Origin of the sequence: Agromyces sp. NDB4Y10 (genome assembly GCF_001620055.1) — a bacterium.
Classification (GTDB): Bacteria; Actinomycetota; Actinomycetes; order Actinomycetales; family Microbacteriaceae; genus Agromyces; species Agromyces indicus.
This window is the reverse complement of sequence record NZ_LQGY01000032.1, coordinates 1-25,246: the sequence shown is the minus strand read 5'-3', so window position 1 is coordinate 25,246 and position 25,246 is coordinate 1. Positions and strand designations below refer to the sequence as shown.

Below are 25,246 nucleotides of genomic sequence, written 5' to 3'. Positions count from 1 at the left end.
TCCCTCAGCGACGCTCGACGACGAGGTTGAGCACTTCGCCGGGGTGCAGCGTGCTCACGCCGCCCGGCGGACTGCGGTCGGGGTTGAGGTAGAGGAGGTCGCCGGCCGTGATCCCGAACCTCGCCGCGACCTCGTCGATGAGGTCGTCACGAGCGACCGTGTAGGCGACCGGTGCGCCGTCCTCGACCGTCGCGTCACCCCGGGCACCGCCCGTGGCACCGGCGTCGGATGCGACGAGTCCGGTCCGCAGCGGCGCGAACGACCACTCGATCGGCCCGCGCGCGACGATGTCGGCGAAGCACTCGGTCTCCGCCGTCGCCTCCGCGGGACCGCGGACCAGGACCGCCTCGTCGAGGAAGGACGGATCGCCCTCGCCGAGGTCGGCGACACCCCATCGCGCCGGTTCGCCCTCGACCGGGGTCCCGAGTCCGTACCGCAGGCCCTCGTCGAAGCACGTCGCGTCGTCGGCGAGGGGGCGGGGCGCGAGCATGAGCTCGGTCCTCGCGAGATCGAGTCCCGGGGCGGGCAGGGAACGGATCTCGAGGAGGTCGTCGCCGGATCGCGACACCTCGACCGACACGGCGACCGAGCCGTCGGCGCCGACCAGCGTCGCCCGGCCGATGACGCCGTTCGGGAGCTCCGCGGGCTCGACGACCGACGCCGACGCGGTCGCCCCGGCCCGCTCGGGAGACGCGGGCGCGGGCGCGGCCGTCGCCCCGGGCTCCACGGCGGCGCACCCGCCGAGGGTCAGGGCGAGCGCCGCGGCGGCGACGACGGGCAACGGGAATCGGGTCACGACAAGGCCCCTTCGGTCGGTGCGACCGCGGCGACGTCGCCCGGGCGGTCTGCGCCGAGCGTATCGCCGAGCGCCCCGGCGATGGCGCAGCCGTCCACAGGCTGACGGGATCCGCGTCCGGTTCCCAGCCGCCCGACGTATGCTGCAAGGCGGCCCGCGGCCGGGTGGACGGATGCCCCGGTCGTGCGCCAGGCGACAGGAAGACGAGATGAGCGAGATCGAGATGCGCCCCGGCACCCGAGCCGAGGCACGCGCCGCCGAACGGGCCACCGCACGCTCGGCGCGAACCGGCGGGATCCCCCTCCCCGTCCGGCGCACCGCCGAGTCGACGACCGACGACGAGTCGGGGTCGACGTCGGCGACATCGAAGCCGTCCGGCGGTCGAGCCGGCGCAGGTGCCCGGCGCAGCCTGTTCGCCCGCCGCGGCGAGACCCCGCCCGGGCCGCGTGCCACCTTCCGGCAGCTGCTGCCGTTCATCTTCGAGCACCGGCCGGTGCTGATCGTCGTCGCGGTGCTGTCGATCGTCGGCGCGGTCGCGAGCCTCGCCCAGCCGCTGCTCGTCGGCCGGGTCATCACCATCGTCGAGGCCGGCGACGCGCTCGACGGGCTCGTGTGGGCGCTCATCGGCCTCGTCGTCCTGAGCGCGGTCATCACGGGGTACCAGCACTACCTGCTGCAGCGCACCGGCGAGGGCGTCGTGCTGTCGAGCCGGAAGCGGCTCATCGCCAAGATCCTCCACCTGCCCATCGCCGAGTTCGACACGCGCCGCACCGGCGACCTGGTCTCCCGCGTCGGCAGCGACACGACGATGCTCCGGGCCGTGCTCACGCAGGGACTCGTCGAGGCCGTCGGCGGCGCCGTCACGTTCGTCGGCGCGATCATCGCCATGCTCATCATCGACCCCGTGCTGCTCGGGCTCACCGTGCTCGTCATCGCGGTCGCGGTCACCACAGTCACCCTGCTCTCGGCACGCGTCCGCGAAGCCTCTCGCGCCGCACAGGAGAAGGTCGGCGACGTGGCGGCGTCGGTCGAACGCGCGATCACGTCGGTGCGCACCATCCGCGCTGCCGGGGCCACCGAGCGCGAGGTCGCCGACGTCGGCGTCCAGGCCGAGGGTGCGTGGCGCATGGGCGTCCAGGTCGCCCGCATCTCAGCCCTCATCGTGCCGATCGCCGGCATCGCCATGCAGGTGTCGTTCCTCGTCGTGCTCGGCGTCGGCGGGTTCCGCGTGGCCTCCGGCGCGATCACGATCGCCGACCTCGTCGCGTTCATCCTGTTCCTGTTCATGATGATCCTCCCGCTCGGCCAGGCCTTCGGGGCGATCACCTCGGTGAACCAGGCGCTCGGCGCGCTCGGTCGGATTCAGGAGATCCTCGACCTGCCCGACGAGGACGCGCACGACCGCCGCATCGCCCCGCGCGCCGTCATGGTCGGGCCCGCGAACGAGGGCCTGCAGCCGGATGCCGCGGCGATCGAGTTCGACGACGTGCACTTCGCCTATGCCGTCACCACCCCGAACGACCCCGCCGACCCGGCGAACGAGTCGCCCGACGAGCACCTGCCGGAGCCCGACGTGACCGACCGGCAGCCGGTGCTGCGCGGCGTGTCCTTCCGGGTGCCGCGCGGGCAGCGCATCGCCCTCGTCGGCCCGTCCGGCGCCGGGAAGTCGACCATCCTCGCGCTCATCGAGCGGTTCTACGACCCGAGCGTCGGCACCGTCCGCATGGGCGGGCTCGACCTGAAGTCGATCGAGCGACCCGAGCTGCGCGCCCAGATCGGCTACGTGGAGCAGGACGCGCCGGTGCTCGCCGGCACCATCCGCGACAACCTCCTGCTCGGGAGCCCCGATGCGACCGACGAGGAGTGCGTGCACGTGCTCCGGGCGGTCAACCTGGGCGGCGTGCTCGAGCGCGACCCCGCCGGGCTCGACGCCGAGGTCGGCGAGAACGGGATCATGCTCTCCGGCGGCGAGCGCCAGCGGCTCGCGATCGCGCGGGCCCTGCTCGCGGCACCGCCGATCCTGCTGCTCGACGAGTCGACCTCGTCGCTCGACGGGGTCAACGAGCGCATGATGCGCGAGGCGATCGACGCCGTGTCGGCCGGCCGCACGCTCATCGTGATCGCGCACCGGCTGTCGACGGTCGTGGACTCCGACCGCATCATCGTGCTCGACGAGGGTCGCGTCATCGGCGAGGGCACCCACGACGAGCTCGTCCGGGCGGTACCGCTGTACCGCGAGCTGGCCGAGCACCAGCTGCTCGTGTGACCGTCGGCCGCGGCGCACCCCCAGGCGCGGCTCAGGGCTGGCCCCCACCCGGTTCCGGGGCGTACGCGGATGCCGCGGGCGACCGCGGTTCGTAGCGTGTCCTCCATTCGAGTCACCCGGCGCGCCCGCGCCGCATCGACGGAGGACCACCATGACCATGCTCGACGCCCCCCGCAGCGCGGACCGCGCGCTGCCCGCACGCGACCTCGCCGCCGTGCTCACCGCACCGCCCACCGACGCCGTACCCGAGACCGGCCCGGACTTCGACGCGCTCCGCGCCCGCCTGCAGGCGTGGCTGCGCGAGTGGGACACCCAGCGCCTGCCCGCCTTCGAGCAGGCGCGCACCGTGACGCCCGCCGGTGAACGCCACAGCTCGCTGCGGTCCGCGCCGACCCGCACGGACGGCGCGGTGCGCATCACCGCGAGCCTCTACGACGCGCCCAACCGGCAGGGCGAACCGCTCGCGTGGTCCCGCAACTGGGCGAGCGCCGTGGTGCTGCCGACCGCGCCGGCGGACGGTCGCGTCTTCTACCGCTTCCGCGTCGGCAGCCGCCTCGTGCTCGACGGTCGGGCCGAGACGGCGCTGGCCTCGACGAGCGTGCACGTCGGGGTGGTGCCGGATGCGGCATCCGCGAGCCCGTTCGACGCGCCCGGCTTCGCCACGCCCGTGGTCCGCCCGCTCGTCGGCGTCGAGGCGCGCGAGGACGTCGACGCCCGTGCCGAGCACGACGTCGAGGGGTCGATCGCGGTGCGCGCCGGCCAGTCGCCCGTGCTCGGCATCGTGTTCGGCGCCGACGTCGTGTTCCGCGACGGCTGGATGCGCGTGCACGAGGGTTCGGGCCTGTGGGTCGGCACCGCGGGCGGCGGCCCGACCGGGTCGGTCGAGATCCGGTTCGCGCCGGACGCGCTCCTCGACCTGTTCGGCGAAGCCGGCATCTGACCGGACTGCAGCGGCCCGTGCCCCGCCTACGCTGGGGACATGGGCCGCTTCGCCGTCGTCCTGCCGCTCGAGCCGCTCGCCGCCGGCGACGCGTTCCCGGTGTCGGCGTGGCCGCTGCACGTCACCGTCGTCGAGCCGTTCGAGACGCACCGCGACGCCGGCTGGGTGGTCGCGCTGCTCGGTCCCGTGCTGCACGGCCGACGCGAGATCGAGGCGGCCGCGGTCGATCGGGCGATGTTCGGCACGCGGCGGACCGTCCCCGTGACCCTGCTCCGCGACGACGGGCCGCTCGGGGCGATGCGCGTCCGGCTGCTGGCCGCCCTGCGCGAGGCCGACGTGGATGTCGCGCGGGCGCGCGCGGACTACCGGCCGCATGTCACCGACACCTCGCACGGTTCCGTTCCACCGGGAAGCTCGGTGCCGCTGCGCCAGGCGGCGCTCGTCGACCTGCGGCCGCCCGAGGGCCGCGCGATGCGCACGGTGGTCGCGGTGTGGCCGCTCGACTCGGGCGCTCGACCTCGCGCCTAGACCCGGCTCGCGGTCGCCGTCGCCGGCGGCGGCCCGGCTCGGTCCTCGCCGTCGTCCGCCTCGACGGCGCCGGCGCGCGCCTTCTGCCACGGCCAGCGGCCCGAGATCTCGACCTCGAGCGACCAGCTGAGGAAGGTCCTGATCACGACGATGAGGGCGAGCACGCTCACCGACTCGATGGTCGGCGTCACCGCGACCGTGCGGATGATGTCGGCGGCGACGAGGAGCTCCAGGCCGACCAGGATGCCGCGCCCGAGCACGCGACGGAACCTCGCGTAGACGGGGCCCATCCGCCGGACGCGGCGGATCGCGGCATCCGCCAGCGCGTAGAGGACGCCGACCACGATCGCGGCGACGCCGAGCACGTCGATGACCTCGCCGACCGTGGTGATGACCGTGCCGAACTCCATGCGCCCCTCCGCGGCTCACGGTAGCGCCGGGGCATGACGAGACGACGGATGCCGCGGGCGTGGCGCGCCTTCCCGTGCACGCCGCGCCCGCGGCATCCGTCGCCGTCGGCCGTCAGGCCGAGGTGGTCTGCTGCTGCAGGTGGTACCGCAGGCTCGACAGCTCGGCGCGGAGCGCCGCCGGCACGCGGTCGCCGAACTGCTCGAAGTACTCCTCGGTCAGGTCGCACTCGGCGAGCCAGGTCGTGGGGTCGACCTCGAAGAGCTCGTCGAGGGTCTCCTGGGGCAGGTCGAGGCCGTCGAGGTCGAGCGACCCGTCGGCCGGCAGGAGGCCGATCGGCGTCTCACGCGCCTCGGCCGTGCCCTCGATGCGACCGACGATCCACTCGAGCACCCGCGAGTTCTCGCCGAACCCGGGCCAGAGGAACTTGCCGTCATGGCCCTTGCGGAACCAGTTGACCTGGAAGATCTTCGGCGCGTTCGCGTCGAGGATGCGGCCCATCTTGACCCAGTGGCCCCAGTAGTCGGCCATGTTGTAGCCGCAGAACGGGAGCATCGCGAACGGGTCGCGGCGGAGCTCGCCGACCGTGCCCTCGGCCGCGGCCGTCTGCTCGGACGAGATGGTCGCGCCCATGAAGACGCCGTGCTTCCAGCTGCGCGCCTCGGCGACGAGCGGTACATTGGTCGCCCGGCGGCCGCCGAAGAGGATCGCGTCGACCGGCACGCCGTCGTGGGCGTCCCAGTCGTCGGAGATCTGCGGGCACTGCGCGGCGGCGACCGTGAAGCGCGAGTTCGGGTGCGCGGCGGGACGGCCGGACGCGGGCGTCCAGGGCTTGCCCTCCCAGTCGATGAGCTCGGCCGGCGCCTCGTCGGTGAGCCCCTCCCACCAGACGTCGCCGTCGGGCCGGAGCGCGACGTTCGTGAAGATCGTGTTGCCCCAGAGCGTCTGCACGGCCGTCGGGTTGGTCGACTCGCCCGTCCCGGGCGCGACGCCGAAGAAGCCGGCCTCGGGGTTGATCGCGTAGAGGCGGCCGTCCTCGCCGGGCCGCATCCAGGCGATGTCATCGCCGATGGTCTCGACCTTCCAGCCGGGGATCGTGGGCTGCAGCATCGCCAGGTTGGTCTTGCCGCAGGCCGACGGGAACGCGGCCGCCACGTGGTACGCCTTGCCCTCGGGCGAGGTGATCTTGATGAGCAGCATGTGCTCGGCGAGCCATCCCTCGTCGCGCGCCATGACGCTCGCGATGCGCAGCGCGAAGGCCTTCTTGGCGAGCAGCGCGTTGCCGCCGTAGCCCGAGCCGTACGACCAGATCTCACGCGAGTCGGGGAACTGGACGATGTACTTCGTCTCGTTGCAGGGCCACTCGACGTCCTCGCGGCGGTGACCGACGCCGTCGACGAGCGGGTAGCCGACCGAGTGGATGGTGCGCACCCACGGCTCGCCCGCCTCGATGAGGCGGTACACCTGCTCGCCCATGCGCGTCATGATGCCCATCGACAGCACGACGTACGGCGAGTCGGTGATCTCCACGCCGAGCTGGCTGATGTCGCCGCCGAGCGGGCCCATCGAGAACGGGACGACGTACATCGTGCGGCCCTTCATCGAGCCGTCGAAGACCTCGGTGAGCTCCTCGCGCATCGCGTGCGGATCGCGCCAGTTGTTGGTCGGGCCCGCGTCCTCCTCGTAGGTGGAGCAGATGAACGTGCGGTCCTCCACGCGCGCGACATCCGACGGGTCGGTGCGGGCCAGGTAGCTGTTGGGCCGCCACTCGGGGTTGAGCTTGATGAGCTTGCCCTCCGCGACGAGCTGCCGGGTGAGCTCGTCGGCCTCGCGCTTGGATCCGTCGCACCAGACGATCTCGTCGGGCTTGGTCAGGGCGGCGATCTCGGCGACCCAGGCCTTGAGTGCCGGGTCCGTCGTGCCCCGCTGGTGCGCGTGCTCGCCGGCGGCGGTGCCGGGGCCGTTGACGGTGAAGTCGGAGATGGTCATCGTCGTCCCTTCGTGGAGGATCGGGAAGCACCGGGATCGGTGATGTGCTTCAAGTCTGCGAGCAGAAGCGGCATCCGTTCGACGAAATCGGATGTTAAGAATCGCGGATCTTTCGATATTCTCAAGGCATGAAGCTCGGCAGCCCGGACCTGGCCACGCTCGGCCACCGCATCCGCCACTACCGCGGTGAACGCGGCCTCACCCTCGACCAGCTCGGCGCCGCGGTGGGGCTGGCGGGCAGCCAGCTCTCGCTCATCGAGAACGGCAAGCGCGAACCGAAGCTCTCCACGCTCGACGCGCTCGCGTCGACGCTCGGCGTCGACCTGGCCGACCTGCTCTCGCGCGAGGCGCCGAGCCGCCGGGCGGCGCTCGAACTCGAACTCGCGCGCGTCCAGGCCAGCCCGCTGTACGCGGCGCTCGGGCTTCCGCACGTGAAGCCGACGCGCGGCATGACCGACGAGTCCCTCGAGGCCATCGTCGGGCTGCACCACGAGCTCGAGCGCCGCGCGACCGAGGCGATCGCGACGCCGGAGGAGGCGCGTCGCGCCAACACCGACCTGCGCGAGCGCATGCGCGAACGCGCGAACTACCTGCCCCAGATCGAGGACCTCGCCGAGGAACGGGTGCGCGCGTCCGGGCACCGGTCGGGCGCCCTCACCCACCGCGAGGTGAGCGTCATGGCCGAGCAACTCGGATTCCAGCTCATCTACGTCAACGACCTGCCGGACTCGACGCGCTCGATCACCGACCTGGAGAACGGCCGCATCTACCTGCCGCCGGCCTCCATCCCGGGTGGGCACGGCCTGCGGTCGATGGCGCTGCAGGCGATGGCGCACCGGCTGCTCGGCCACACGCCCCCGGCGAGCTACGACGAGTTCCTGTGGCAGCGGCTCGAGATCAACTACTTCGCGGCGGCGTGCCTCATGCCGCAGGAGGCCTCGGTCGCGTTCCTGCAGCAGGCGAAGAAGGAGAAGCGACTCGCGATCGAGGACTTCCGCGACGCGTTCGGCGTCACGCACGAGGCCGCGGCCCTGCGCTTCACGAACCTCGCGACCAGTCACCTCGACATGACGGTCCACTTCCTCAGGGTCGCAGGCGACGGCGCCCTCCTCAAGGGGTACGAGAACGACGGCCTGCCGCTGCCGACGGATGTCACCGGTTCGATCGAGGGCCAGTGGGTGTGCAAGCACTGGAGCGCGCGGCGCGCGTTCGAGCACACCAACCGGACGACGGAGAATTACCAGTACACCGACACGCCCGCCGGCACCTTCTGGGACGCGACGCAGACGGGGCACACGGATGCCACGGAGTTCTCCATCACGGTGGGCGTGCCGTTCAACCAGGCGAAGTGGTTCCGCGGCCGCGAGACCACGGTGCGCGCGACGTCGACGTGCCCCGACGAGTCGTGCTGCCGGCGCGCGCCCGACGGCCTGGCGGAGCGGTGGGCGGGCCGGGCGTGGCCGAGTGCGCGACTGCACGCGCACGTCCTCTCCCCGCTCCCGTCGGGCACGTTCCCCGGCGTGGACGACGCCGAGGTCTACGCCTTCCTCGAGGCGCACGCCACCGAGTAGCTGCGCTTCTCAGGAGTCCCCGCGGCGCGTCGCTGCACGGGACGGCGTGTCCTCCTGAGAAGCGGCCCGCTTCGGCGAGCACTCCTGAAAACGGGAGCGGGGCGGGGGTGGAGAGGGTGACATCCGTTGATGGGTGTCTTGCGATAGTGTGCGTCGCACAGTACAGTGCATGGCATGAGTACGGATGACACGACAGCCGGGCACCTGCAGGAGCTGCGCCGCGGCACGGTCGTGCTCGGCTGCCTCGTGCGGCTGCGCGAGCCCGACTACGGATACGCCCTGCTCGAGTCGCTCAACGAGCTCGGCATCACGGTCGACGCCAACACGCTCTACCCGCTGCTGCGACGACTCGAGAAGCAGGGCCTCCTCACGAGCGAGTGGAACACCGACGAGGCCCGACCTCGCAAGTTCTACCGCACGAGCCCCGCGGGCGAGCAGCTCGCGGGCGTCCTCACCGCCGACTGGAAGAACATCGACCGGGCCCTGACCCGGCTGACCTCGGGAGACGACCGATGACCACCCCGACCGCCACGCTCACCGACCGCTACGTCGCGGCGGCCGCGCGTCACCTGCCGGAGACCCAGCGCGACGAGTTCGCCCGCGAGCTGCGCGAGCGCATCGCCGACGAGATCGACGCGAGGCTCGCGGCCTCCGCGGACGGTGCCCCGACGACCGCCGCCGACGCCGAGGACGCCGTGCTGCGGGAGCTCGGCGACCCGGCCGCCCTCGCGGCGGCCTACATCGACCGGCCGCTGCAGCTCATCGGTCCGCGCTACTTCCTCGCGTGGAAGCGGCTGCTGACCCTGCTATACGCGATCGTCGTGCCGATCACGGCCGCGGCGGTGCTGCTCGCGCAACTGCTCTCCGGCGCCGGACCGGGCGAGGTCGCCGCCGAGGTCGTGGGCGTCGTGCTCGCGCTCGTCGTGCACCTCGCGTTCTGGGTCACCCTCGTGTTCGCGATCCTCGAGCGCACCCCCGGCACGAAGGCGGTCGAGCGGTGGACCCCCGACCAGCTGCCCGAGATCCGCGACGAGGGTCGCGCGGGGCGCCTCGGCGACCTCATCGCGTCGCTCGTGTTCCTCGGCCTGTTCGCCGTGGTGATCGTCTGGCAGCAGGTCCGGCCGCCGTCCTTCGGGGGCCCCGGCCAGGAGATCCCGGTGCTCGACCCCGAGCTGTGGTCGCTCTGGCTGCCGTACTTCCTGGTGCTCATCGTCCTCGAGATGCTATTCGCCGTGGCGATCTACCTCTGGGGCTGGAACTGGCCGCTCGCGATCGCGAACCTCGTCCTGAACGTCGCGTTCACGGTGCCCGCGCTCTGGCTGCTCGCCACGGAGCAGCTGTTCAATCCGGCGTTCCTCGACGTGATCGGCTGGCCGTGGGACGGGGCCGGCGCCGTCACCACGACCGTTCTGGTCGTCGTGTTCGTGGGCATCGCCGTGTGGGACGTCATCGACGGGGTCGTCAAGACGGTGCGCGGGCGCGGCGGTTCGGCGCTCACCCTCGGCCGCATCTGATCGGGCGTCGAACGAGCGGATGCCGCGGGGCGCTCCCCCGCGGCATCCGCTCGTGTCGTCTCGGGCCGGGCCTACTTCGGCTGCATGCGGATCGCGCCGTCGAGTCGGATCACCTCGCCGTTCAGCATCGGGTTCGCCACGATCGATCGCACCAGGGCCGCGTACTCGGCGGGGTGGCCCAGGCGCGACGGGTGCGGCACCTGCTGCTCGAGCGAGGTGCGCACGTCGTCGGGCATGCCGGCCATCATGGGCGTCTCGAAGATTCCGGGGGCGATCGTGACGACGCGGATCAGCAGCTTCGACAGGTCGCGGGCGACGGGCAGCGTCATGCCGGCCACGCCGGCCTTCGACGCCGAGTAGGCGGCCTGGCCGATCTGGCCGTCGAAGGCGGCGACCGAGGCGGTGTTGACGATCACGCCGCGCTCAGCGGTCTGCGGACCGCCCGGAACGCCGGCCGTCACGGGCTCGGTCTCGGCCATCGCGGCCGCCGCGAGCCGCAGCACGTTGAAGGTGCCGATGAGGTTCACGCGGATCGTGCGCTCGAACGCGTCGAGCGGCGCCGGCCCGTCGCGGCCGACCGTGCGGTTCGCGGTGACGATCCCCGCGCAGTTCACGGCGACGCGCAGGGGCGCGAGGGCGGATGCCGCGGCGACCGCCTCGGCGACCTGCGCCTCGTCGGCCACGTCGGCGGCTACGAACCGCGCCCGCTCGCCGAGCGCCGCGGCGGCCTCGTCGCCGCGCGGGCCGGGCAGGTCGACGATCACGACGTGCGCGCCGCCGTCGATGAGGGCCTCGGCCGTCGCGCGGCCGAGGCCGGACGCGCCGCCGGTGACGATCGCGGATGCTCCGCTGAGTTCCATGTCTCTCCTTCTGTGGGTGTCGTCCGGTGTTCCCCGAGGGGACGCGGCACGCCGCGAGCCGAATCGGCCGGGCGGCGCGTCGCGACCCTTCGGGAGGGGTTGCGGGTCAGACGCGTTCGATGACGGTGGCGTTCGCCATGCCGCCGCCCTCGCACATGGTCTGCAGTCCGTACCGCCCGCCGGTCGCCTCGAGCTGGTTCACGAGCGTCGTCAGCAGGCGCGTGCCGCTCGATCCGAGCGCGTGGCCCAGCGCGATGGCGCCGCCGCGCGGGTTGAGCTTCGCGGCATCCGCCCCCGTGTCGGCGAGCCACGCGAGCGGCACCGACGCGAACGCCTCGTTGACCTCGTACGCGTCGATGTCGTCGTGGGTGAGGCCGGCGCGGTCGAGCACCTTCGCCGTCGCCGGGATGACGCCGGTGAGCATGTACAGCGGGTCGCTGCCGACCACCGAGAACGCGCGGAACCGGGCGCGCGGCGCGAGCCCGAGCCGTTCGGCGGCCTCGGCGCTCATGATGAGCGCGGCCGACGCGCCGTCGGTGAGCGGTGACGAGTTGCCGGGCGTGATGCGCCAGTCGAGCTCGGGGAAGCGCTCGGCGAGCCGATCGGTGCGGAACGCCGGATTGAGGCCGGCGAGCGAGTCGACCGTGGTCGCGGGGCGGACCGTCTCGTCGACGAGCGCGTCGACGCCCGGCACGGGCACGACCTCGGTCGCGAACGCGCCGGACTCCCCCGCCGCCGCGGCGAGCGCGTGCGAACGCGCCGCGAATTCGTCGAGCTGCTCGCGCGAGAACCCCCACTTCTCGGCGATGAGCTCGGCGGACACGCCCTGGTTGACGAGTCCCTCGGGATACCGCTCCCGCACCCGCGAGCCGTACGGGTCGGCGCCCGCCGCGCTCGAGCCGAGCGGGACCCGGCTCATCGACTCGACGCCGCATGCGACGACGATGTCGGCCTGCCCGGCCATGATCGCCTGCGCCGCGAAGGTCGCGGCCTGCTGGCTCGACCCGCACTGCCGGTCGATCGTCGTGCCGGGCACGGTCTCGGGGAAGCCGGCGGCGAGCACCGCGTTGCGGACGATGTTGTACGACTGCTCGCCCACCTGGCTGACGCACCCGCCGATGACGTCGTCGACGAGCCCCGGATCGAGGTCGTTGCGGTCGACGAGCGCGTTCAGCACGCCCGCGAGCAGGTCGACGGGGTGGAGTCCGCTGAGCTGCCCTCCGGGCTTGCCGCGCCCGACCGGGGTTCGGATGACGTCGACGATGACGGCTTCTCGGGTCATGCCATCAGCCTAGGCGCGTGCGCCGGGCCGCGGCATCCGCTCAGCCGACCTCGGCGACCTCGGGCACGGATGCCGCGACGACCTGCTCGACGCGCACCGGCTGGCGCTCGGGCAGGACCATCGGGTGGGTGCCCGCCATGGCCTCGATGACGCGCACCACCTGGCAGGAGTAGCCGTACTCGTTGTCGTACCAGACGTAGAGCACGACGTCGGTGCCGTCGGCGATCGTCGCGAGTCCGTCGACGATGCCGGCGCGGTGGCTGCCAACGAAGTCGGTCGAGACGACCTCGGCCGACTCGATGTAGTCGACCTGCTGGCGCAGCGGCGACGTGAGCGAGACCTGCCGGAGGTAGGCGTTCAGCGCCGCCTTGTCGGTGGGGCGCTCGAGCTGGAGGTTCAGGATCGCGAGCGACACGTCGGGCGTGGGCACGCGGATCGCGGACCCGGTGAGCTTGCCCTCGAGGGCGGGCAGCGCCTTCGAGACCGCCTTCGCCGCGCCGGTCTCGGTGATGACCATGTTGAGCACCGCCGAGCGCCCGCGGCGGTCGCCCTTGTGGAAGTTGTCGATCAGGTTCTGGTCGTTCGTGAACGAGTGCACCGTCTCGACGTGACCGCGGACGATGCCGTACGCGTCGTCGATGGCGGCGAGCACGGGCGTGATGGCGTTCGTCGTGCACGACGCGGCCGAGAGGATGCGGTCGTCGTCGGCGATGGCGTCGTGGTTGATGCCGTGCACGATGTTCTTGATCGCGCCCTTGCCCGGCGCGGTGAGGAGCACCCGGGCGACGCCCTTCGACTCCAGGTGGCGGCTGAGGCCGGCCTCGTCGCGCCAGCGGCCGGTGTTGTCGACGACGATCGCGTCCGAGATGCCGTAGGCGGTGTAGTCGATGGTGCCCGGGTCGTCGGAGTAGATCACCTGGATGAGCGTGCCGTTCGCGAGGATCGTGTTCGCCTCCTCGTCGACGGTGATGGTGCCCTGGAAGGGACCGTGCACCGAGTCGCGGCGCAGCAGGCTCGCGCGCTTCTGCAGGTCGTTCTCGGCGCCCTTGCGCACGACGATCGCGCGCAGGCGCAGGTTCTGGCCGCCGCCGGCGTGGGCGATGAGGATGCGGGCGAGGAGCCGCCCGATGCGGCCGAAGCCGTACAGCACGACGTCGGTGCCGGATGCCGCGGGCTCGCCGGCGTCGACGAGCACCGGGGCGAGCTCGCCGCGGAGGAAGTCGATCAGGTCGGTGCCGGGCTCGGCGGCGTGGAAGCGCGACACGAGGCGCGCGACGTCGATGGAGGCGGGACCGGGGGCGATCTCGGTGAGCGCCTCGAGCACGCGGGTGGTGTCGTCGAGGTCGAGCTCGACGTCGCCGGCCTGGCGCGCGAAGCGGTGCGCCTTGAGCAGCTCGACCGCGGAGCGGTTGATGAGGCGGCGGCCGTGGATCGAGGTCACGACGCCGTGGCGACGGTAGAGGCTGCCGATCAGCGGGATCATCCGCTCGGCCTGCTCCTCTCGGGAGATCCATTCCTCACGGCGGGCGTCGAACTCGTGGCTCACGGCGTGTCCTCTCGGCCGCGAGCGTGGGCGTCGTCGGCCATCGTGCGGCCGAGCGCGGTGGTGGCAGCGTCGACCACGGGGTTTCCGAAGGGGATGCCTCGATGATAGCGGCGGCGCGCATTCCGCCCGGTGTACATGGCGGCGGGTGCGGGGGCGAGCGGATGCCGCCGCGGCGACGTCAGGCCACGAGGTCGTCGACGAGCGCGATGTCGTAGACGGCTACGCGCTGCGGCACCCCGTCGAAGGCCGCGGCGCGCGCGTCGGACGACAGGTACTCCTGCTCGCGGGCGACGAACGCCTCGGCGTCGCCCGGGGCGCTCACGGCCCACACGAACTGGTTCGCCTCGCGGATGCCGTAGGCGAACTCGATCGTGAACCCCGCCTCGGACCGCACGCGCGGCATCCATTCCGTCCACCACGCCACGAAGGCGTCGTACTCCCCATCGACGAGCGTGTACCTGCGCAGCTGAACCGTCTTCACCCGGCCAGTCTGCCGTGATCGACTCTCGCGGCAGAACGTATACGATTTCAGATACCTCATGTAGCATCACGGTGACGCCCGACGACGAAGTGGAGCCCCATGCTGGACCCATCCCGCATCGCCGAGATCGCCGACGAACTGGCCGCCGCCGACCGCGACCGCACGATCGTCCCGCTGCTCACCGCCCGGAACCCAGACATGACGGTCGAGGACGCGTACGTCGTCCAGCGCCTCTGGGCCGACCGGCAGATCGAGGGCGGCCGGCGCCTGGTCGGTCGCAAGATCGGCCTCACCTCGAAGGTGATGCAGGTCGCGACGGGCATCACCGAGCCCGACTACGGCGTGATCCTCGACGACATGGTCCACGAGTCGGGCGCCGTGATCGAACACGCGCGCTTCTCCAACGTGCGCATCGAGGTCGAGCTCGCCTTCGTGCTGTCCAAGCCGCTGCGCGGACCGGGCACCACGATCTTCGACGTGCTCGACGCGACCGCCTACGTCGTGCCGGCGCTCGAGATCCTCAACTCCCACATCGAGCTGCAGGGCCGCACCATCGTGGACACGATCTCCGACAACGCGGCGATGGGCGCCATGGTCGTCGGCGGCACGCCCGTGAAGGTCGACGCGGTCGACCTTCGCTGGGTGCCGGCGCTGCTGTACCGCAACGAGACCATCGAGGAGTCCGGCGTCGCGGGTGCGGTGCTCGGCCACCCCGCCATGGGCGTGGCCTGGCTCGCGAACAAGCTCGCGCAGCACGGGCAGTCGCTCGAGGCCGGCGAGATCATCCTCGCGGGCTCGTTCACGCGGCCCATGTGGGTCGAGCGCGGCGACACGGTCCACGCCGAGTACGGACCCCTGGGGGCGATCACGTGCCGATTCGAATGAACCTCCCCGACACCTTCGCGGCCCGTCTCGCCGCCGCCGACCGCCCGCTCATCGGCCTGTGGGCCTGCTCGGGCAGCCCGGTCATGGCCGAGATCGTCGCCGGCAGCGGCGTCGACTGGGTGCTGATCGACGGGGAACACTCCCCCAACGGCCTGGAGTCGATCCTCGCTCAGCTCTACGCGGTCTCCGCGTACCCGGTCGCCCCGGTGGTGCGCGTACCGATCGGCGACACCGTGATCATCAAGCAGGTGCTCGACCTCGGCGCGCAGAACCTCCTGGTGCCGATGGTGGACTCGGCGGACCAGGCGGCGGAGCTCGTGCGCGCCATCCGCTACCCGGCCGAGGGCGTGCGCGGCGTCGGTGCGTCGCTCGCGCGCTCGTCGCGGTGGAATCGAGTGCCGGCGTACCTGCGGGACGCCTCGGCGACGATCAGCCTCACGGTGCAGGTCGAGTCGGCGGCGGCCGTCGCCGCGGTCGACGACATCGTGGCCGTCGACGGCGTCGATGCGATCTTCGTCGGGCCCGCCGACCTCGCCGCGTCCATGGGGCGCCTCGGCGAGCCGTCGCACCCGGAGGTCGTCGAGGCCGTGCTCGCGTCGCTGCGCGCGGCACGGCGTGCGGGCAAGCCCGCGGGGGTCAACGCGTTCGTGCCCGAGGAGGCCGAGCGCTACCTCGAGGCCGGCGCGGCGTTCGTCGCCGTCGGCGCGGACGTCTCGATCGTCGCGCGCGCCTCGGAAGCGCTGGCCGACCGATTCTCGGGCGGATCGGCAGGCGAGACGGGCAGCGCCGGTTCGGCGGCGGGTGGCGCCCCGCGCGCCTCCTACTGACCCGCGTTGCCCCGCCCGACTGGATCGTATACGATTTCAGATACGAAAGAGACGAGGATGTCCATGACGACCGATGCCATTCCCACGCCGGGCAAGATCATCGCCGTGCACCTCAACTACCCCTCCCGCGCCGCGCAGCGCGGTCGCACACCGGCGATGCCGAGCTACTTCCTGAAGCCGTCGAGTTCGCTCGCCGCGACCGGCGACACGCTCGAGCGGCCCGCGGGCACCGAGCTCCTCGCGTTCGAGGGCGAGATCGCGCTCGTCATCGGCGTGCCCGCGCGACGCGTCTCCCCCGCCGACGGCTGGCGGCACGTGGCATCCGTCACGGCCGCGAACGACTTCGGCGTCTACGACCTGCGGGCCGCCGACAAGGGCTCGAACGTCCGTTCCAAGGGCGGCGACGGCTTCACGCCGATCGGTCCCGCGCTGATCCCGGCCGCCGACGTGGCGCCCGACGCGCTCCGCGTCCGCACGTGGGTGAACGGCGAGCTCGTCCAGGAGGACACGAGCGACACGCTCCTCTTCCCCTTCGGTCAGCTCGTGGCCGACCTGTCCCAGCTCATGACGCTCGAGACCGGCGACGTGATCCTCACCGGCACGCCCGCGGGGTCGTCGGTCGTCGTGCCGGGCGACGTCGTCGAGGTCGAGGTCGATGCACCGGATGCCGCGGGCGCCCCGAGCACGGGCCGACTCGTCACGCGCATCACCGAGGGCAGCCAGCCGTTCGGCGACTTCGGCACGAAGCCGGCGGTCGACGACCTGCAGCGCATCGAGGCGTGGGGCTCCGAGGCCGAGCACGCCGCCGCGGTCGCCGCCGGACGGGCGACGCCGCTCGACGCCTCGGGCCAGCAAGCCGCGAATGCGGGTGCCCCGGCCTTCGAGCTCACCGACGAGCTCCGCGCCCAGCTGTCCTCCGCGGCGGTCGCGACCCTCTCGGTCGCGCTCCGCAAGCGCGGCTACCACGACGTGTTCATCGAGGGCGTCTTCGCGAACCACCCCGGCGACCGCATCGTGGGCCGAGCCCGCACGCTCCGCTTCATCCCCGCCCGCCCCGACCTGTTCGCCGAGCACGGCGGCGGCTACAACGCCCAGAAGCGCGCGTTCGACACGGTCGGCGCCGGCGAGGTGCTCGTGGTCGACGCCCGCGGCGAGCGCGGCACCGGCACGGTCGGCGACGTGCTCGCCCTGCGTGCCAAGGTGCGCGGCGCCGCCGGCATCGTGACCGACGGCGGGGTCCGCGACTTCGATGCGGTCGCCGAGATCGGCATCCCCGTCTTCTCGCAGGGCCCGCACCCGAGCGTGCTGGGCCGCCGCCACGTGCCGTGGGAGACCGACGTGACCATCGCGTGCGGCGGCGCCGCGGTGCAGCCGGGCGACGTGATCGTCGGCGACGGCGACGGCGTCATCGTGATCCCGCCGCACCTCGCCGCCGAGGTCGCGGCCGAGGCCGCCGAGCAGGATGCCGCGGACGCCTGGGTCGCGGAGCGCGTCGCCGAGGGCGAGCCCGTCGACGGGCTGTTCCCGATGAATGCCGAGTGGCGTGCGCGCTACGAGGCCGCCCGTCGCGGGCCGCAGGGCACAACGGAGGAACGATGAGCGCCGAGAGCAAGTCGCAGCAGGCGTACCGGTTCGTGCGCGAGCGCATCGACGACGGGCGCTACGTCCCCGGCTATCGCCTGGTGCTCGGGCAGATCGCGCGCGAGCTCGACGTCTCGGTGGTGCCCGTGCGCGAGGCGATCCGACTGCTCGAGGCCGAGGGGCTCGTCACGTACGAGCGCAACGTCGGCGCCCAGGTGGCGCTCGTGAAGGAGACCGAGTACCTGCACACCATGCAGACCCTCGCGCTCGTCGAGGGGTACGCGACCGCGCTCGCGTCGGGTTCGATCACTCCCGACCAGCTGCGGCGAGCGCGTGAGGTCAACGAGCGGATGCGGCGCACGCTCGACGACTTCGACCCGCACCGCTTCACCGAGCTCAACCTCGAGTTCCACTCGATCCTGTTCGAGAGCTGCCCGAACCCGCACGTGCTCGACCTCGTGCGTCGCGGCTGGAACCGCATGAAGGTGCTGCGCGACTCGTCGTTCAGCTTCGTGCCCGGCCGCGCCCGCGAGTCGGTCGCCGAGCACGCTCGCATCATCGAGCTCATCGAGCAGGGCGCCGACGAACTCGAGATCGAGCTCGCCGCCCGCCGTCATCGCACGGCGACGCTCGACGCGGTGCTCGCGTACCAGTCCGAGCACAAGACCCCGGCGACGGATGCCGCATCCGCGCCGACCACGACCGAACCCGCTCCCGAGCCCGGCGATGCCGCCGCGGCATCCGCTTCGAACCTGGAGGCAACCGCATGACCCAGCACATCCCCGAGGGGCTGCCCGACCGCATCCGCCACTACATCGACGGGGAGTTCGTCGACTCGATCGGCGGCGAGACGTTCGACGTGCTCGATCCGGTGTCGAACCGGACCTACGTGCAGGCCGCGGCCGGCCAGCAGGCCGACATCGACCGCGCCGTCGAGGCGGCGTCCCGCGCGTTCCGCGAGGGCCCGTGGCCGCGCATGCTGCCCCGCGAGCGCTCGCGCGTGCTGCACCGCATCGCCGACCTCGTGGAGTCGCGCGACGCCCGGCTCGCCGAACTCGAGACGTTCGACACCGGCCTGCCCATCACGCAGGCGCTCGGCCAGGCGCGTCGCGCGGCCGAGAACTTCCGGTTCTTCGCCGACCTGATCGTCGCGCAGGCCGACGACACCTACAAGGTGCCCGGCCGCCAGGTCAACTACGTCAACCGCAAGCCGATCGGCGTCGCCGGCCTCATCACGCCGTGGAACACGCCCTTCATGCTCGAGTCGTGGAAGCTGGCTCCGGCCATCGCGACCGGCAACACGGTCGTGCTGAAGCCGGCCGAGTTCACGCCGCTGTCGGCGAGCCTGTGGGCCGAGATCTTCGAGGAGGCGGGACTGCCGAAGGGCGTGTTCAACCTCGTCAACGGGCTCGGCGAGGAGGCGGGCGACGCGCTCGTGAAGCACCCCGCCGTGCCGCTCATCTCGTTCACGGGCGAGAGCCGCACCGGGCAGATCATCTTCGGCAACGCCGCGCCGTACCTCAAGGGCCTGTCGATGGAGCTCGGCGGCAAGAGCCCGGCGGTCGTCTTCGCCGACGCCGACCTCGATGCGGCGGTCGATGCGACGATCTTCGGCGTGTTCTCGCTGAACGGCGAGCGCTGCACGGCCGGCAGTCGGATCCTCGTCGAGCGGGCGATCTACGACGAGTTCGTCGAGAAGTACGCGGCGCAGGCGAAGCGCGTCGTCGTGGGCGACCCGCACGACCCGAAGACCGAGGTCGGCGCGCTCGTCCACCCCGAGCACTACGACAAGGTCATGAGCTACGTCGAGATCGGCAAGTCGGAGGGCCGGCTCGTCGCCGGCGGCGGCCGCCCCGAGGGACTCGAGGAGGGCAACTACGTCGCCCCGACCGTCTTCGCCGACGTCCCGAAGGACGCGCGCATCTTCCAGGAGGAGATCTTCGGACCGGTCGTGGCGATCACGCCCTTCGACTCCGCGGAGGAGGCGCTCGAGCTCGCCAACGGGGTCAAGTACGGCCTCGCCGCCTACATCTGGACCAACGACCTCAAGCGAGCGCACAACTTCGCCCAGGCCGTCGAGGCGGGCATGGTGTGGCTGAACTCGAACAACGTGCGCGACCTGCGCACCCCGTTCGGCGGCGTGAAGGCCTCGGGCCTCGGCCACGAGGGCGGGTACCGCTCGATCGACTTCTACACCGACCAGCAGGCCGTGCACATCACCCTCGGGGCCGTGCACAACCCGACGTTCGGCAAGCAGGAGCACCACGACGAGACCGACCTCGACGACCCGGACCCGCGCTGACGCGGCATCCGTCCACCACCGTTGATTCGCAAGCAAGGACGCTGACATGACCAACCGCGACGACAAGACGCTGACCTCCTCGGGCTTCTACGTGAGCCAGGAGGCCCCGATCCACACCGACGACCCGATTCCGACCCCGTCGGCGCCGGCGCCGGACATCCTGCGCTGCGCGTACATGGAGCTCGTGGTCACCGACCTCGAGGCCAGCCGCCGGTTCTACGTCGACGTGCTCGACCTCGTCGTCACCGAGGAGACCGAGGACACGGTCTACCTCCGCTCGCTCGAGGAGTTCATCCACCACAACCTGGTGCTCCGCAAGGGACCGGTCGCCGCGGTCGCCGCGTTCTCGTACCGCGTGCGCACGCCAGAGGACCTCGACCGGGCCGTCGCGTTCTACACGGAACTCGGCTGCCGGGTGGAGCGCCGGCCGGAGGGGTTCACCAAGGGGATCGGCGACTCCGTGCGCGTCGAGGACCCGCTCGGGTTCCCGTACGAGTTCTTCCACGACGTCGAGCACGTCGAGCGCCTCGCCTGGCGCTACGACCTCTACACCCCGGGTGCGCTCGTGCGCCTGGACCACTTCAACCAGGTCACGCCCGACGTGCCCCGCGCCGTGGCGTTCATGCAGGACCTCGGCTTCCGCGTGACCGAGGACATCCAGGACGAGGAGGGCACGGTGTATGCGGCGTGGATGCGGCGCAAGCCGACCGTGCACGACACCGCCATGACCGGTGGCGACGGCCCGCGCATGCACCACGTCGCGTTCTCCACGCACGAGAAGCACAACATCCTCGCGATCTGCGACAAGCTCGGCGCCCTGCGGATGTCGGACCGGATCGAGCGCGGTCCCGGACGCCACGGCGTCTCGAACGCGTTCTACCTCTACCTCCGCGACCCCGACGGCCACCGCGTGGAGATCTACACGCAGGACTACTACACGGGCGACCCCGACAACCCCGTCGTCACGTGGGACGTGCACGACAACCAGCGGCGCGACTGGTGGGGCAACCCGGTCGTGCCGAGCTGGTACACCGAGGCCTCGCTCGTGCTCGACCTCGACGGCAACCCGAAGGAGGTCGTCGCGCGGACCGATGCCAGCGAGATGGCGGTGACGATCGGCGCCGACGGCTTCTCGTACACGCGCCAGGACGACGCGTCGATGCCCGAGTGGAAGCAGGGCGAGTACAAGCTCGGCAACCAGCTGTGACGCCCGGAAGGGCGCAGGCACGCTGATTTCCGAAGCGTACCGTATTCCGACGCACCCCGAAATGGCTAGACGATCTAACTACATGTGTGGTCTCGTTGTTCTGTGATCGCGGACAAGGGAACGACCGCACTGCGGGCGATCACGCATGGGGGGATGACCCCGGGGGGCCGCGGCCCCCCGGGTCTCCACAGCGCCGTCGGCTACAGTGAGCAGCAATGGACAGCACGGACGGCGTGATCGGCATCGCCGGAGGCCGCGAACTCATCGACTTCGAGCAGTTGCTCGAGCGCATGGTCGCCCGCTTCCCGCTCCTGTCGCGAGCCGAGATCCACGCGGCGGCGATCATCGAGCACGATGCGATCACGGGCGGCGCCCTCTACGCCGTCCCCGCCGAACTCGAAGAGGGACTCATCGAGGCCCTCGAGTCGAGTTCCGGTGCCGCCGAGGAACCCACGACTGCAGCCTGAGGTCCGGCTCTCCGCCGACCTGCCGACGCGACCGGGCGCGACGCGATCACCTCGCGACCGCCCGCTCCCCCCAGAGCGCCGCGACCACGCGGCGTCATCGCCGACAGAAAGGCTCGACCATGAACATCCTGCTCATCATCATCGCGATCATCGCGGTCATCCTGCTGTTCACCGGCGGATTCGTGCAGTCCCTGAACTTCCTGCTCTGGGTCGGCATCGTGCTGCTCGTGCTGGCGGTCATCGTCTGGCTCGTGCGGATGCTCACCGGGAACCGGAGCGTCTGAGCGCTCCATCAGTCATGCCTGCGGGCCGTCGCGATGTCGCGGCGGCCCGCACGCCTGTCTAGGCGACCGGTTGCTCGTGCGCGTCGACATCCGCCAGTTCGACGGCCTCGATCATGCCGGAGAGGAACCGGGCGACGGCGACCAGTTCCTGCGGCTCGAGCGCATCGGCGACGTCGATCATGGCCCGGTGCATGCGCCCCAGGGTCTTGCGCACCTCGGCGTCGCTGTCGGTCGTGCTGACGACGACGAGCGAGCGGCGGTCGGTCGGATGCGGCCGCCGCGCGAGGTGGCCGCTGCGCTCGAGCCGATCGATGAGGACGGTGGTCGAGGCGGTGGAGATCCCGAGCTGCTTGGCGAGCATGCCCGGGGTGAGCACGCTGCCCTCGCGCTCGGCGCGGAACACGTAGCGTAACGCGAGCAGGTCGGTCTCACCCATGCCCATCGAATCGCGCGTGCGTCGCCGCATCTCCTGGTCGGCTGCCCGATAGCGCCGCAGCAGGTTGAGCACGTCGACGCTGCCGATGCGCGTGGCGTCGGGTTCGTACCAGTAGCCGCTCGAATCGAAGCCGGTGGAAGAACTGGACACCCTGACACCATAGTTCGATAGGGCGTCAGGAGAGGAACGCAACGGCCGCGTCCTTGAACGCGCGAGCCGTGAGCGTCGACACGTGATCGCGTCCGGGGACGGTCACGAGGTCGCTCCCCCAGTCGAGCGCGAGCTGCTGCACGCCCACCGGCACCGGGTCGTTCTCGCCCGCCACGAACAGCACCGGGATACCGCCGGGGATGGCGAGCGGCGCACCGGCCACGCCCTCGGTGCACGCGAGCAGCGCCTCCCGGTCGGCGCCCGCCCGGAGCGCGGGGCCGAGTACCTGCGCGATGACGGGATTGCGCGGCGGCACGCCGTCGAGCACGTAGGCGCGCACCTCGTCGAGGTCCCATGTCGCGAACAGCTCGGACGGTCCCGCGCCGCCGACGACGACCCTCCGCACCCGGTCCGGCGCGAGTTCGCACAGCGCCGACACCACGCGATTGCCCATCGAGTACGCCACGACGTCGACGAGGCCGACCCCGGCGGAGTCGAGCACCGCGACGAGGTCGGCACCCAGCCGGTCGGGTGCGTACGAGTCCGCGTCGGCCGGCTTGTCGCTCTCGCCGTGACCTCGCAGGTCGGTCGTGATCACGGCGCGGCCGGCATCGCGGAGCGCGGCCACCCAGCCGGTGCCCTCCCACGTGACGACGGAATCGGAGGCAAACCCGTGCACGAGCAGCACCGGCGGCGGCGCGGCATCCGCTCGCACGTCGCCGTGCACGCGGTAGGCGACGAGCACCCCATCGGGTGCCTCGGCGTGCAGCACGGGCATCGACCCGCTCGTGCGGTCCAGGTTCACGCGCCCGCCGCCTCGTGGGTTCCGGATGCCGCGGCCGAGTCGACGATCGCCGCACCGGCGTGGCCGAGCTCGGCGAGCGCCGCATCCGACGTCTCGGCCGCGACGCCCGCGACGAGGTCGCGGATCACGCGGACGTGCTGGCCGTGCTCGAGCGCGTCGAGGGCCGACGCGCGCACGCAGTAGTCGGTCGCGATGCCCACGACGTCGACGTCGGTGACGCCGTGGCGGGTGAGCACCTCGGTGATCGACGCGCCCGCGTCATCCGTGCCCTCGAAGATCGAGTACGCGGGCACGCCCTGGCCCTTGCGGATGTGCACGTCGACCTGCGACGCGTCGAGGGCCGGGTGGTACTCGGCCCCGGGGGTGCCCGCCATGCAGTGCTGCGGCCACGTCGTGACGAAGTCGGGTGCGGCATCCGTGGCGAAGTGCCCGCCGTTGTCGTTGTCGGGGTCGTGCCAGTCGCGCGACGCCACGACCACGGCGTAGTCGTCGCGATGCTCGGCGAGGTACTCGGTGATGCCCGCGGCCACCGCGGCACCCCCCTCGACGCCGAGCGCGCCGCCCTCGGTGAAGTCGTTCTGCACGTCGATGATGAACAGGGCCCGACTCATGACCGGCTCCTTCGCTCCTCGGGTCTCGCGACGATTCGCCGCTGGTTCCATTCTGTCGGTTCGGCGGATGCCGCGCCCGGGCCGTCCGTCACACGGATGCCGCGCCCGGCGGGCGTTCGTCCCGCCGGTGGTGCGTCCGGTCGGTCAGTCGTCCGCGAGCTCGTCGCCGCAGCGGTAGAAGCCGGTCGCCAGGGTGTCGATGGCCTGCTTCGCCGCGGCGGTCACGTCGCCGAGCGCGTAGACGGCGAAGGTGAGGGTCGTGCCGTCCTGCGCCCGGATGATGCCCGACAGCGTGTACCCGGTGGTGATCCAGCCCGTCTTGGCCAGCACGGCACCGTGCGCGACCGCGTTGTCGCCCGCGAACCGGTCGGCGTACGACAGCGATCCCTTCTGGCCGGCGACGGGCAGGCCGTCGAGGATGACGCCGAGGTTCCCCTCGCGTGCGTCGACCTTCGTGAAGAGCCGCGTGAGGTAGGCGGGCGGCACGGCGTTGTCGGGCGAGAGCCCCGACCCGTCGATGACGCGGATGCCGCCGCGCGCGATGCCGTACCCGGTGAGCGCCTGACGGACCGCGGGGTCGATCGCGGCGAAGTCCGTGCCCGTGCCGAGCTCGATCGCGACGAGGCGCGCGAGCATCTCGGCGACCGTGTTGTCGGAGACGACGAGGGACTTGTCGATGAGCTGCGCGACCGTCGGCGACCAGACGCGGCCGAGCTCGGCCGCCCCGGCCGGCGCGGTGCCCCGCTCGATCGCGCCCACGCCGCCCAGCGCGGCGGCGAACGCCTCGCCGGCTCGCGCCACGGGGTCGGTGCCGCGCGAGGAGATGTTCGCGTAGGGATCGGCGCGGTCGCCGTCCACCATCAGTGCGGTGATATGCGGCATGAACCCGAGTTCGCGCTCGGCGGGATCCCAGCTCGCGTGCCACGTCTCGCCGCTGAACAGCGAGCTGTCGAGCACGAGCTTCGTGAGGGGCGGATTCGACGGATCGGCCTCCCACGCGGCTCGGACCTGCCGGGCGAGGTCGTCGAGGTGCGCGGCACCCGGGTAGACGGTCTCGTTGCCGCTGGGCGTCCGCGAGAGCGTGACATCGCCGCCGCCGACGAGGACCACCGATCCGGGCTCCGCCCCGCGGACCACGCGCGTCGCGAACCGGTCGTCGGGCGAGAATACTGCGAGCGCGGCGGCGGCCGTGACGACCTTCATGACGCTCGCCGTCCGCGACGCGGTGAGGCCGCCGCGGTCGTAGAGCACCTCGCCGGTGGCGGCGTTCATGACCTGCGCCTGCAGGTTCGCGAGCCTGGGGTCGGCGGCGAGGCCGGCCACGGAACAGGTCCGCACCCGTTCCGGCGGCGCACTGGTCGGGGGTGCGGCCACGGGCGTCGGGGTCGGCGTGGGCGTCGGGCGCTCGGTCGGGGTGGGCGACGGCACCGCGGCGCTGGGCTCGCCGTCGAGCGCGGCACCGAGCGCGACCGCGCCCCCGCCCGCGAGCACCGCGGCGACGATCGCGGCG

At 72.1% G+C, this 25,246-nt stretch carries 25 protein-coding genes; 14 read left to right on the top strand and 11 right to left on the bottom strand.

Features of this window, described 5'->3' with window-relative positions:
- Window positions 1-4: 4 nt before the first annotated feature.
- Complete coding sequence (locus tag AVP42_RS08275; RefSeq protein ID WP_157356766.1) at window positions 5-796, bottom strand: LysM domain-containing protein; 792 nt, start codon at window positions 794-796, stop codon at window positions 5-7.
- A 208-nt stretch (window positions 797-1,004) separates the two neighbouring features.
- On the opposite strand from AVP42_RS08275, the gene AVP42_RS08270 reads away from it, so the two are divergent.
- From AVP42_RS08270 to AVP42_RS08260, 3 genes are all read left to right on the top strand, one after another.
- Entirely contained in the window at window positions 1,005-3,062 is a 2,058-nt protein-coding gene (locus tag AVP42_RS08270) for an ABC transporter ATP-binding protein (RefSeq protein WP_231878582.1), read from the top strand.
- A gap of 151 nt (window positions 3,063-3,213) precedes the next feature.
- Complete coding sequence (locus AVP42_RS08265) at window positions 3,214-4,002, top strand: hypothetical protein (RefSeq protein ID WP_067947949.1); 789 nt, start codon at window positions 3,214-3,216, stop codon at window positions 4,000-4,002.
- 39 nt (window positions 4,003-4,041) lie between these two features.
- Window positions 4,042-4,530 (top strand): 2'-5' RNA ligase family protein, encoded by a 489-nt coding sequence (locus AVP42_RS08260; protein ID WP_067947946.1) that lies wholly within the window; start codon window positions 4,042-4,044, stop codon window positions 4,528-4,530.
- Here the strand turns inward: AVP42_RS08260 and AVP42_RS08255 are convergent.
- Complete coding sequence (locus AVP42_RS08255; RefSeq protein WP_067947944.1) at window positions 4,527-4,940, bottom strand: DUF1622 domain-containing protein; 414 nt, start codon at window positions 4,938-4,940, stop codon at window positions 4,527-4,529. The two genes, AVP42_RS08260 and AVP42_RS08255, sit on opposite strands and share 4 nt — an antisense overlap.
- Window positions 4,941-5,052: 112 nt before the next feature.
- Window positions 5,053-6,927, bottom strand: a complete 1,875-nt coding sequence (locus AVP42_RS08250; RefSeq protein WP_082847102.1) for a phosphoenolpyruvate carboxykinase (GTP) — start codon at window positions 6,925-6,927, stop codon at window positions 5,053-5,055.
- A gap of 128 nt (window positions 6,928-7,055) precedes the next feature.
- On the opposite strand from AVP42_RS08250, the gene AVP42_RS08245 reads away from it, so the two are divergent.
- From AVP42_RS08245 to AVP42_RS08235, 3 genes are all read left to right on the top strand, one after another.
- Window positions 7,056-8,498, top strand: coding sequence for a helix-turn-helix domain-containing protein (locus AVP42_RS08245; RefSeq protein ID WP_067947942.1), 1,443 nt, complete (start codon window positions 7,056-7,058; stop codon window positions 8,496-8,498).
- A 174-nt stretch (window positions 8,499-8,672) separates the two neighbouring features.
- Entirely contained in the window at window positions 8,673-9,014 is a 342-nt protein-coding gene (locus AVP42_RS08240) for a PadR family transcriptional regulator (RefSeq protein ID WP_067947940.1), read from the top strand.
- A complete protein-coding gene (locus AVP42_RS08235) occupies window positions 9,011-10,012 on the top strand; it encodes a hypothetical protein (protein ID WP_067947938.1) in 1,002 nt (333 codons plus the stop codon). Before AVP42_RS08240 ends, AVP42_RS08235 begins: the two co-directional genes overlap by 4 nt.
- Before the next feature lie 71 nt (window positions 10,013-10,083).
- Here AVP42_RS08235 and AVP42_RS08230 read toward each other — a convergent pair whose 3' ends face one another.
- The 4 genes from AVP42_RS08230 to AVP42_RS08215 form a co-directional block, all read right to left on the bottom strand.
- Complete coding sequence (locus tag AVP42_RS08230) at window positions 10,084-10,872, bottom strand: SDR family NAD(P)-dependent oxidoreductase (protein ID WP_067947936.1); 789 nt, start codon at window positions 10,870-10,872, stop codon at window positions 10,084-10,086.
- Window positions 10,873-10,978: 106 nt separating this feature from the next.
- Complete coding sequence (locus AVP42_RS08225) at window positions 10,979-12,154, bottom strand: thiolase family protein (protein ID WP_067947934.1); 1,176 nt, start codon at window positions 12,152-12,154, stop codon at window positions 10,979-10,981.
- A gap of 40 nt (window positions 12,155-12,194) precedes the next feature.
- The gene (locus AVP42_RS08220; protein ID WP_067947932.1) at window positions 12,195-13,700 is read right to left on the bottom strand and encodes a glyceraldehyde-3-phosphate dehydrogenase; all 1,506 of its coding nucleotides are present in this window, start codon (window positions 13,698-13,700) and stop codon (window positions 12,195-12,197) included.
- Window positions 13,701-13,878: 178 nt separating this feature from the next.
- Window positions 13,879-14,181 carry a hypothetical protein gene (locus AVP42_RS08215; RefSeq protein WP_067947931.1) on the bottom strand — a complete coding sequence of 101 codons (303 nt, stop codon included), beginning with the start codon at window positions 14,179-14,181 and terminating at the stop codon, window positions 13,879-13,881.
- A gap of 99 nt (window positions 14,182-14,280) precedes the next feature.
- Here AVP42_RS08215 and hpaH point away from each other — a divergent pair, with 99 nt between their 5' ends.
- From hpaH to AVP42_RS16675, 8 genes are all read left to right on the top strand, one after another.
- Complete coding sequence (gene hpaH / locus AVP42_RS08210; RefSeq protein WP_067947929.1) at window positions 14,281-15,066, top strand: 2-oxo-hept-4-ene-1,7-dioate hydratase; 786 nt, start codon at window positions 14,281-14,283, stop codon at window positions 15,064-15,066.
- Window positions 15,063-15,893, top strand: coding sequence for an aldolase/citrate lyase family protein (locus tag AVP42_RS08205; protein WP_369798136.1), 831 nt, complete (start codon window positions 15,063-15,065; stop codon window positions 15,891-15,893). The genes hpaH and AVP42_RS08205 overlap by 4 nt, the downstream gene beginning before the upstream one ends.
- Window positions 15,894-15,950: 57 nt before the next feature.
- The gene (locus AVP42_RS08200; protein ID WP_082847101.1) at window positions 15,951-17,492 is read left to right on the top strand and encodes a fumarylacetoacetate hydrolase family protein; all 1,542 of its coding nucleotides are present in this window, start codon (window positions 15,951-15,953) and stop codon (window positions 17,490-17,492) included.
- Window positions 17,489-18,244: a GntR family transcriptional regulator gene (locus AVP42_RS08195; protein ID WP_067947924.1), complete on the top strand. Its 756-nt coding sequence runs from the start codon at window positions 17,489-17,491 to the stop codon at window positions 18,242-18,244. The genes AVP42_RS08200 and AVP42_RS08195 overlap by 4 nt, the downstream gene beginning before the upstream one ends.
- Window positions 18,241-19,776 (top strand): 5-carboxymethyl-2-hydroxymuconate semialdehyde dehydrogenase, encoded by a 1,536-nt coding sequence (hpaE, locus tag AVP42_RS08190; RefSeq protein WP_067947922.1) that lies wholly within the window; start codon window positions 18,241-18,243, stop codon window positions 19,774-19,776. Before AVP42_RS08195 ends, hpaE begins: the two co-directional genes overlap by 4 nt.
- 46 nt (window positions 19,777-19,822) lie before the next feature.
- Window positions 19,823-20,983 (top strand): 3,4-dihydroxyphenylacetate 2,3-dioxygenase, encoded by a 1,161-nt coding sequence (gene hpaD, locus AVP42_RS08185; RefSeq protein WP_067947920.1) that lies wholly within the window; start codon window positions 19,823-19,825, stop codon window positions 20,981-20,983.
- Between the two features lie 215 nt (window positions 20,984-21,198).
- Window positions 21,199-21,450: a hypothetical protein gene (locus tag AVP42_RS08180; protein WP_067947918.1), complete on the top strand. Its 252-nt coding sequence runs from the start codon at window positions 21,199-21,201 to the stop codon at window positions 21,448-21,450.
- 119 nt (window positions 21,451-21,569) lie between these two features.
- Window positions 21,570-21,734 (top strand): hypothetical protein, encoded by a 165-nt coding sequence (locus AVP42_RS16675; protein WP_197466990.1) that lies wholly within the window; start codon window positions 21,570-21,572, stop codon window positions 21,732-21,734.
- 58 nt (window positions 21,735-21,792) lie between these two features.
- Here AVP42_RS16675 and AVP42_RS08175 read toward each other — a convergent pair whose 3' ends face one another.
- The 4 genes from AVP42_RS08175 to AVP42_RS08160 form a co-directional block, all read right to left on the bottom strand.
- Window positions 21,793-22,320 (bottom strand): MarR family winged helix-turn-helix transcriptional regulator, encoded by a 528-nt coding sequence (locus AVP42_RS08175; RefSeq protein WP_067947916.1) that lies wholly within the window; start codon window positions 22,318-22,320, stop codon window positions 21,793-21,795.
- A 25-nt stretch (window positions 22,321-22,345) separates the two neighbouring features.
- Window positions 22,346-23,125, bottom strand: a complete 780-nt coding sequence (locus AVP42_RS08170; RefSeq protein ID WP_067947914.1) for an alpha/beta fold hydrolase — start codon at window positions 23,123-23,125, stop codon at window positions 22,346-22,348.
- A complete protein-coding gene (locus AVP42_RS08165; protein WP_067947912.1) occupies window positions 23,122-23,736 on the bottom strand; it encodes an isochorismatase family protein in 615 nt (204 codons plus the stop codon). Before AVP42_RS08165 ends, AVP42_RS08170 begins: the two co-directional genes overlap by 4 nt.
- A gap of 144 nt (window positions 23,737-23,880) precedes the next feature.
- On the bottom strand, window positions 23,881-25,246 hold a 1,366-nt coding region (locus AVP42_RS08160), incomplete at its 5' end, for a D-alanyl-D-alanine carboxypeptidase/D-alanyl-D-alanine-endopeptidase (protein ID WP_231878581.1).

Excerpts from the sequence above, each read along its gene's own strand:
- AVP42_RS08270 (WP_231878582.1), top strand. The coding sequence starts at position 1,005 with ATGAGCGAGATCGAGATGCGCCCCGGCACCCGAGCCGAGGCACGCGCC.
- AVP42_RS08265 (WP_067947949.1), top strand. The coding sequence starts at position 3,214 with ATGACCATGCTCGACGCCCCCCGCAGCGCGGACCGCGCGCTGCCCGCA.
- AVP42_RS08260 (WP_067947946.1), top strand. The coding sequence starts at position 4,042 with ATGGGCCGCTTCGCCGTCGTCCTGCCGCTCGAGCCGCTCGCCGCCGGC.
- AVP42_RS08255 (WP_067947944.1), bottom strand. The coding sequence starts at position 4,940 with ATGGAGTTCGGCACGGTCATCACCACGGTCGGCGAGGTCATCGACGTG.
- AVP42_RS08250 (WP_082847102.1), bottom strand. The coding sequence starts at position 6,927 with ATGACCATCTCCGACTTCACCGTCAACGGCCCCGGCACCGCCGCCGGC.
- AVP42_RS08245 (WP_067947942.1), top strand. The coding sequence starts at position 7,056 with ATGAAGCTCGGCAGCCCGGACCTGGCCACGCTCGGCCACCGCATCCGC.
- AVP42_RS08240 (WP_067947940.1), top strand. The coding sequence starts at position 8,673 with ATGAGTACGGATGACACGACAGCCGGGCACCTGCAGGAGCTGCGCCGC.
- AVP42_RS08235 (WP_067947938.1), top strand. The coding sequence starts at position 9,011 with ATGACCACCCCGACCGCCACGCTCACCGACCGCTACGTCGCGGCGGCC.
- AVP42_RS08230 (WP_067947936.1), bottom strand. The coding sequence starts at position 10,872 with ATGGAACTCAGCGGAGCATCCGCGATCGTCACCGGCGGCGCGTCCGGC.
- AVP42_RS08225 (WP_067947934.1), bottom strand. The coding sequence starts at position 12,154 with ATGACCCGAGAAGCCGTCATCGTCGACGTCATCCGAACCCCGGTCGGG.
- hpaH (WP_067947929.1), top strand. The coding sequence starts at position 14,281 with ATGCTGGACCCATCCCGCATCGCCGAGATCGCCGACGAACTGGCCGCC.
- AVP42_RS08205 (WP_369798136.1), top strand. The coding sequence starts at position 15,063 with ATGAACCTCCCCGACACCTTCGCGGCCCGTCTCGCCGCCGCCGACCGC.
- AVP42_RS08200 (WP_082847101.1), top strand. The coding sequence starts at position 15,951 with ATGTCCATGACGACCGATGCCATTCCCACGCCGGGCAAGATCATCGCC.
- AVP42_RS08195 (WP_067947924.1), top strand. The coding sequence starts at position 17,489 with ATGAGCGCCGAGAGCAAGTCGCAGCAGGCGTACCGGTTCGTGCGCGAG.
- hpaE (WP_067947922.1), top strand. The coding sequence starts at position 18,241 with ATGACCCAGCACATCCCCGAGGGGCTGCCCGACCGCATCCGCCACTAC.
- hpaD (WP_067947920.1), top strand. The coding sequence starts at position 19,823 with ATGACCAACCGCGACGACAAGACGCTGACCTCCTCGGGCTTCTACGTG.
- AVP42_RS08180 (WP_067947918.1), top strand. The coding sequence starts at position 21,199 with ATGGACAGCACGGACGGCGTGATCGGCATCGCCGGAGGCCGCGAACTC.
- AVP42_RS16675 (WP_197466990.1), top strand. The coding sequence starts at position 21,570 with ATGAACATCCTGCTCATCATCATCGCGATCATCGCGGTCATCCTGCTG.
- AVP42_RS08165 (WP_067947912.1), bottom strand. The coding sequence starts at position 23,736 with ATGAGTCGGGCCCTGTTCATCATCGACGTGCAGAACGACTTCACCGAG.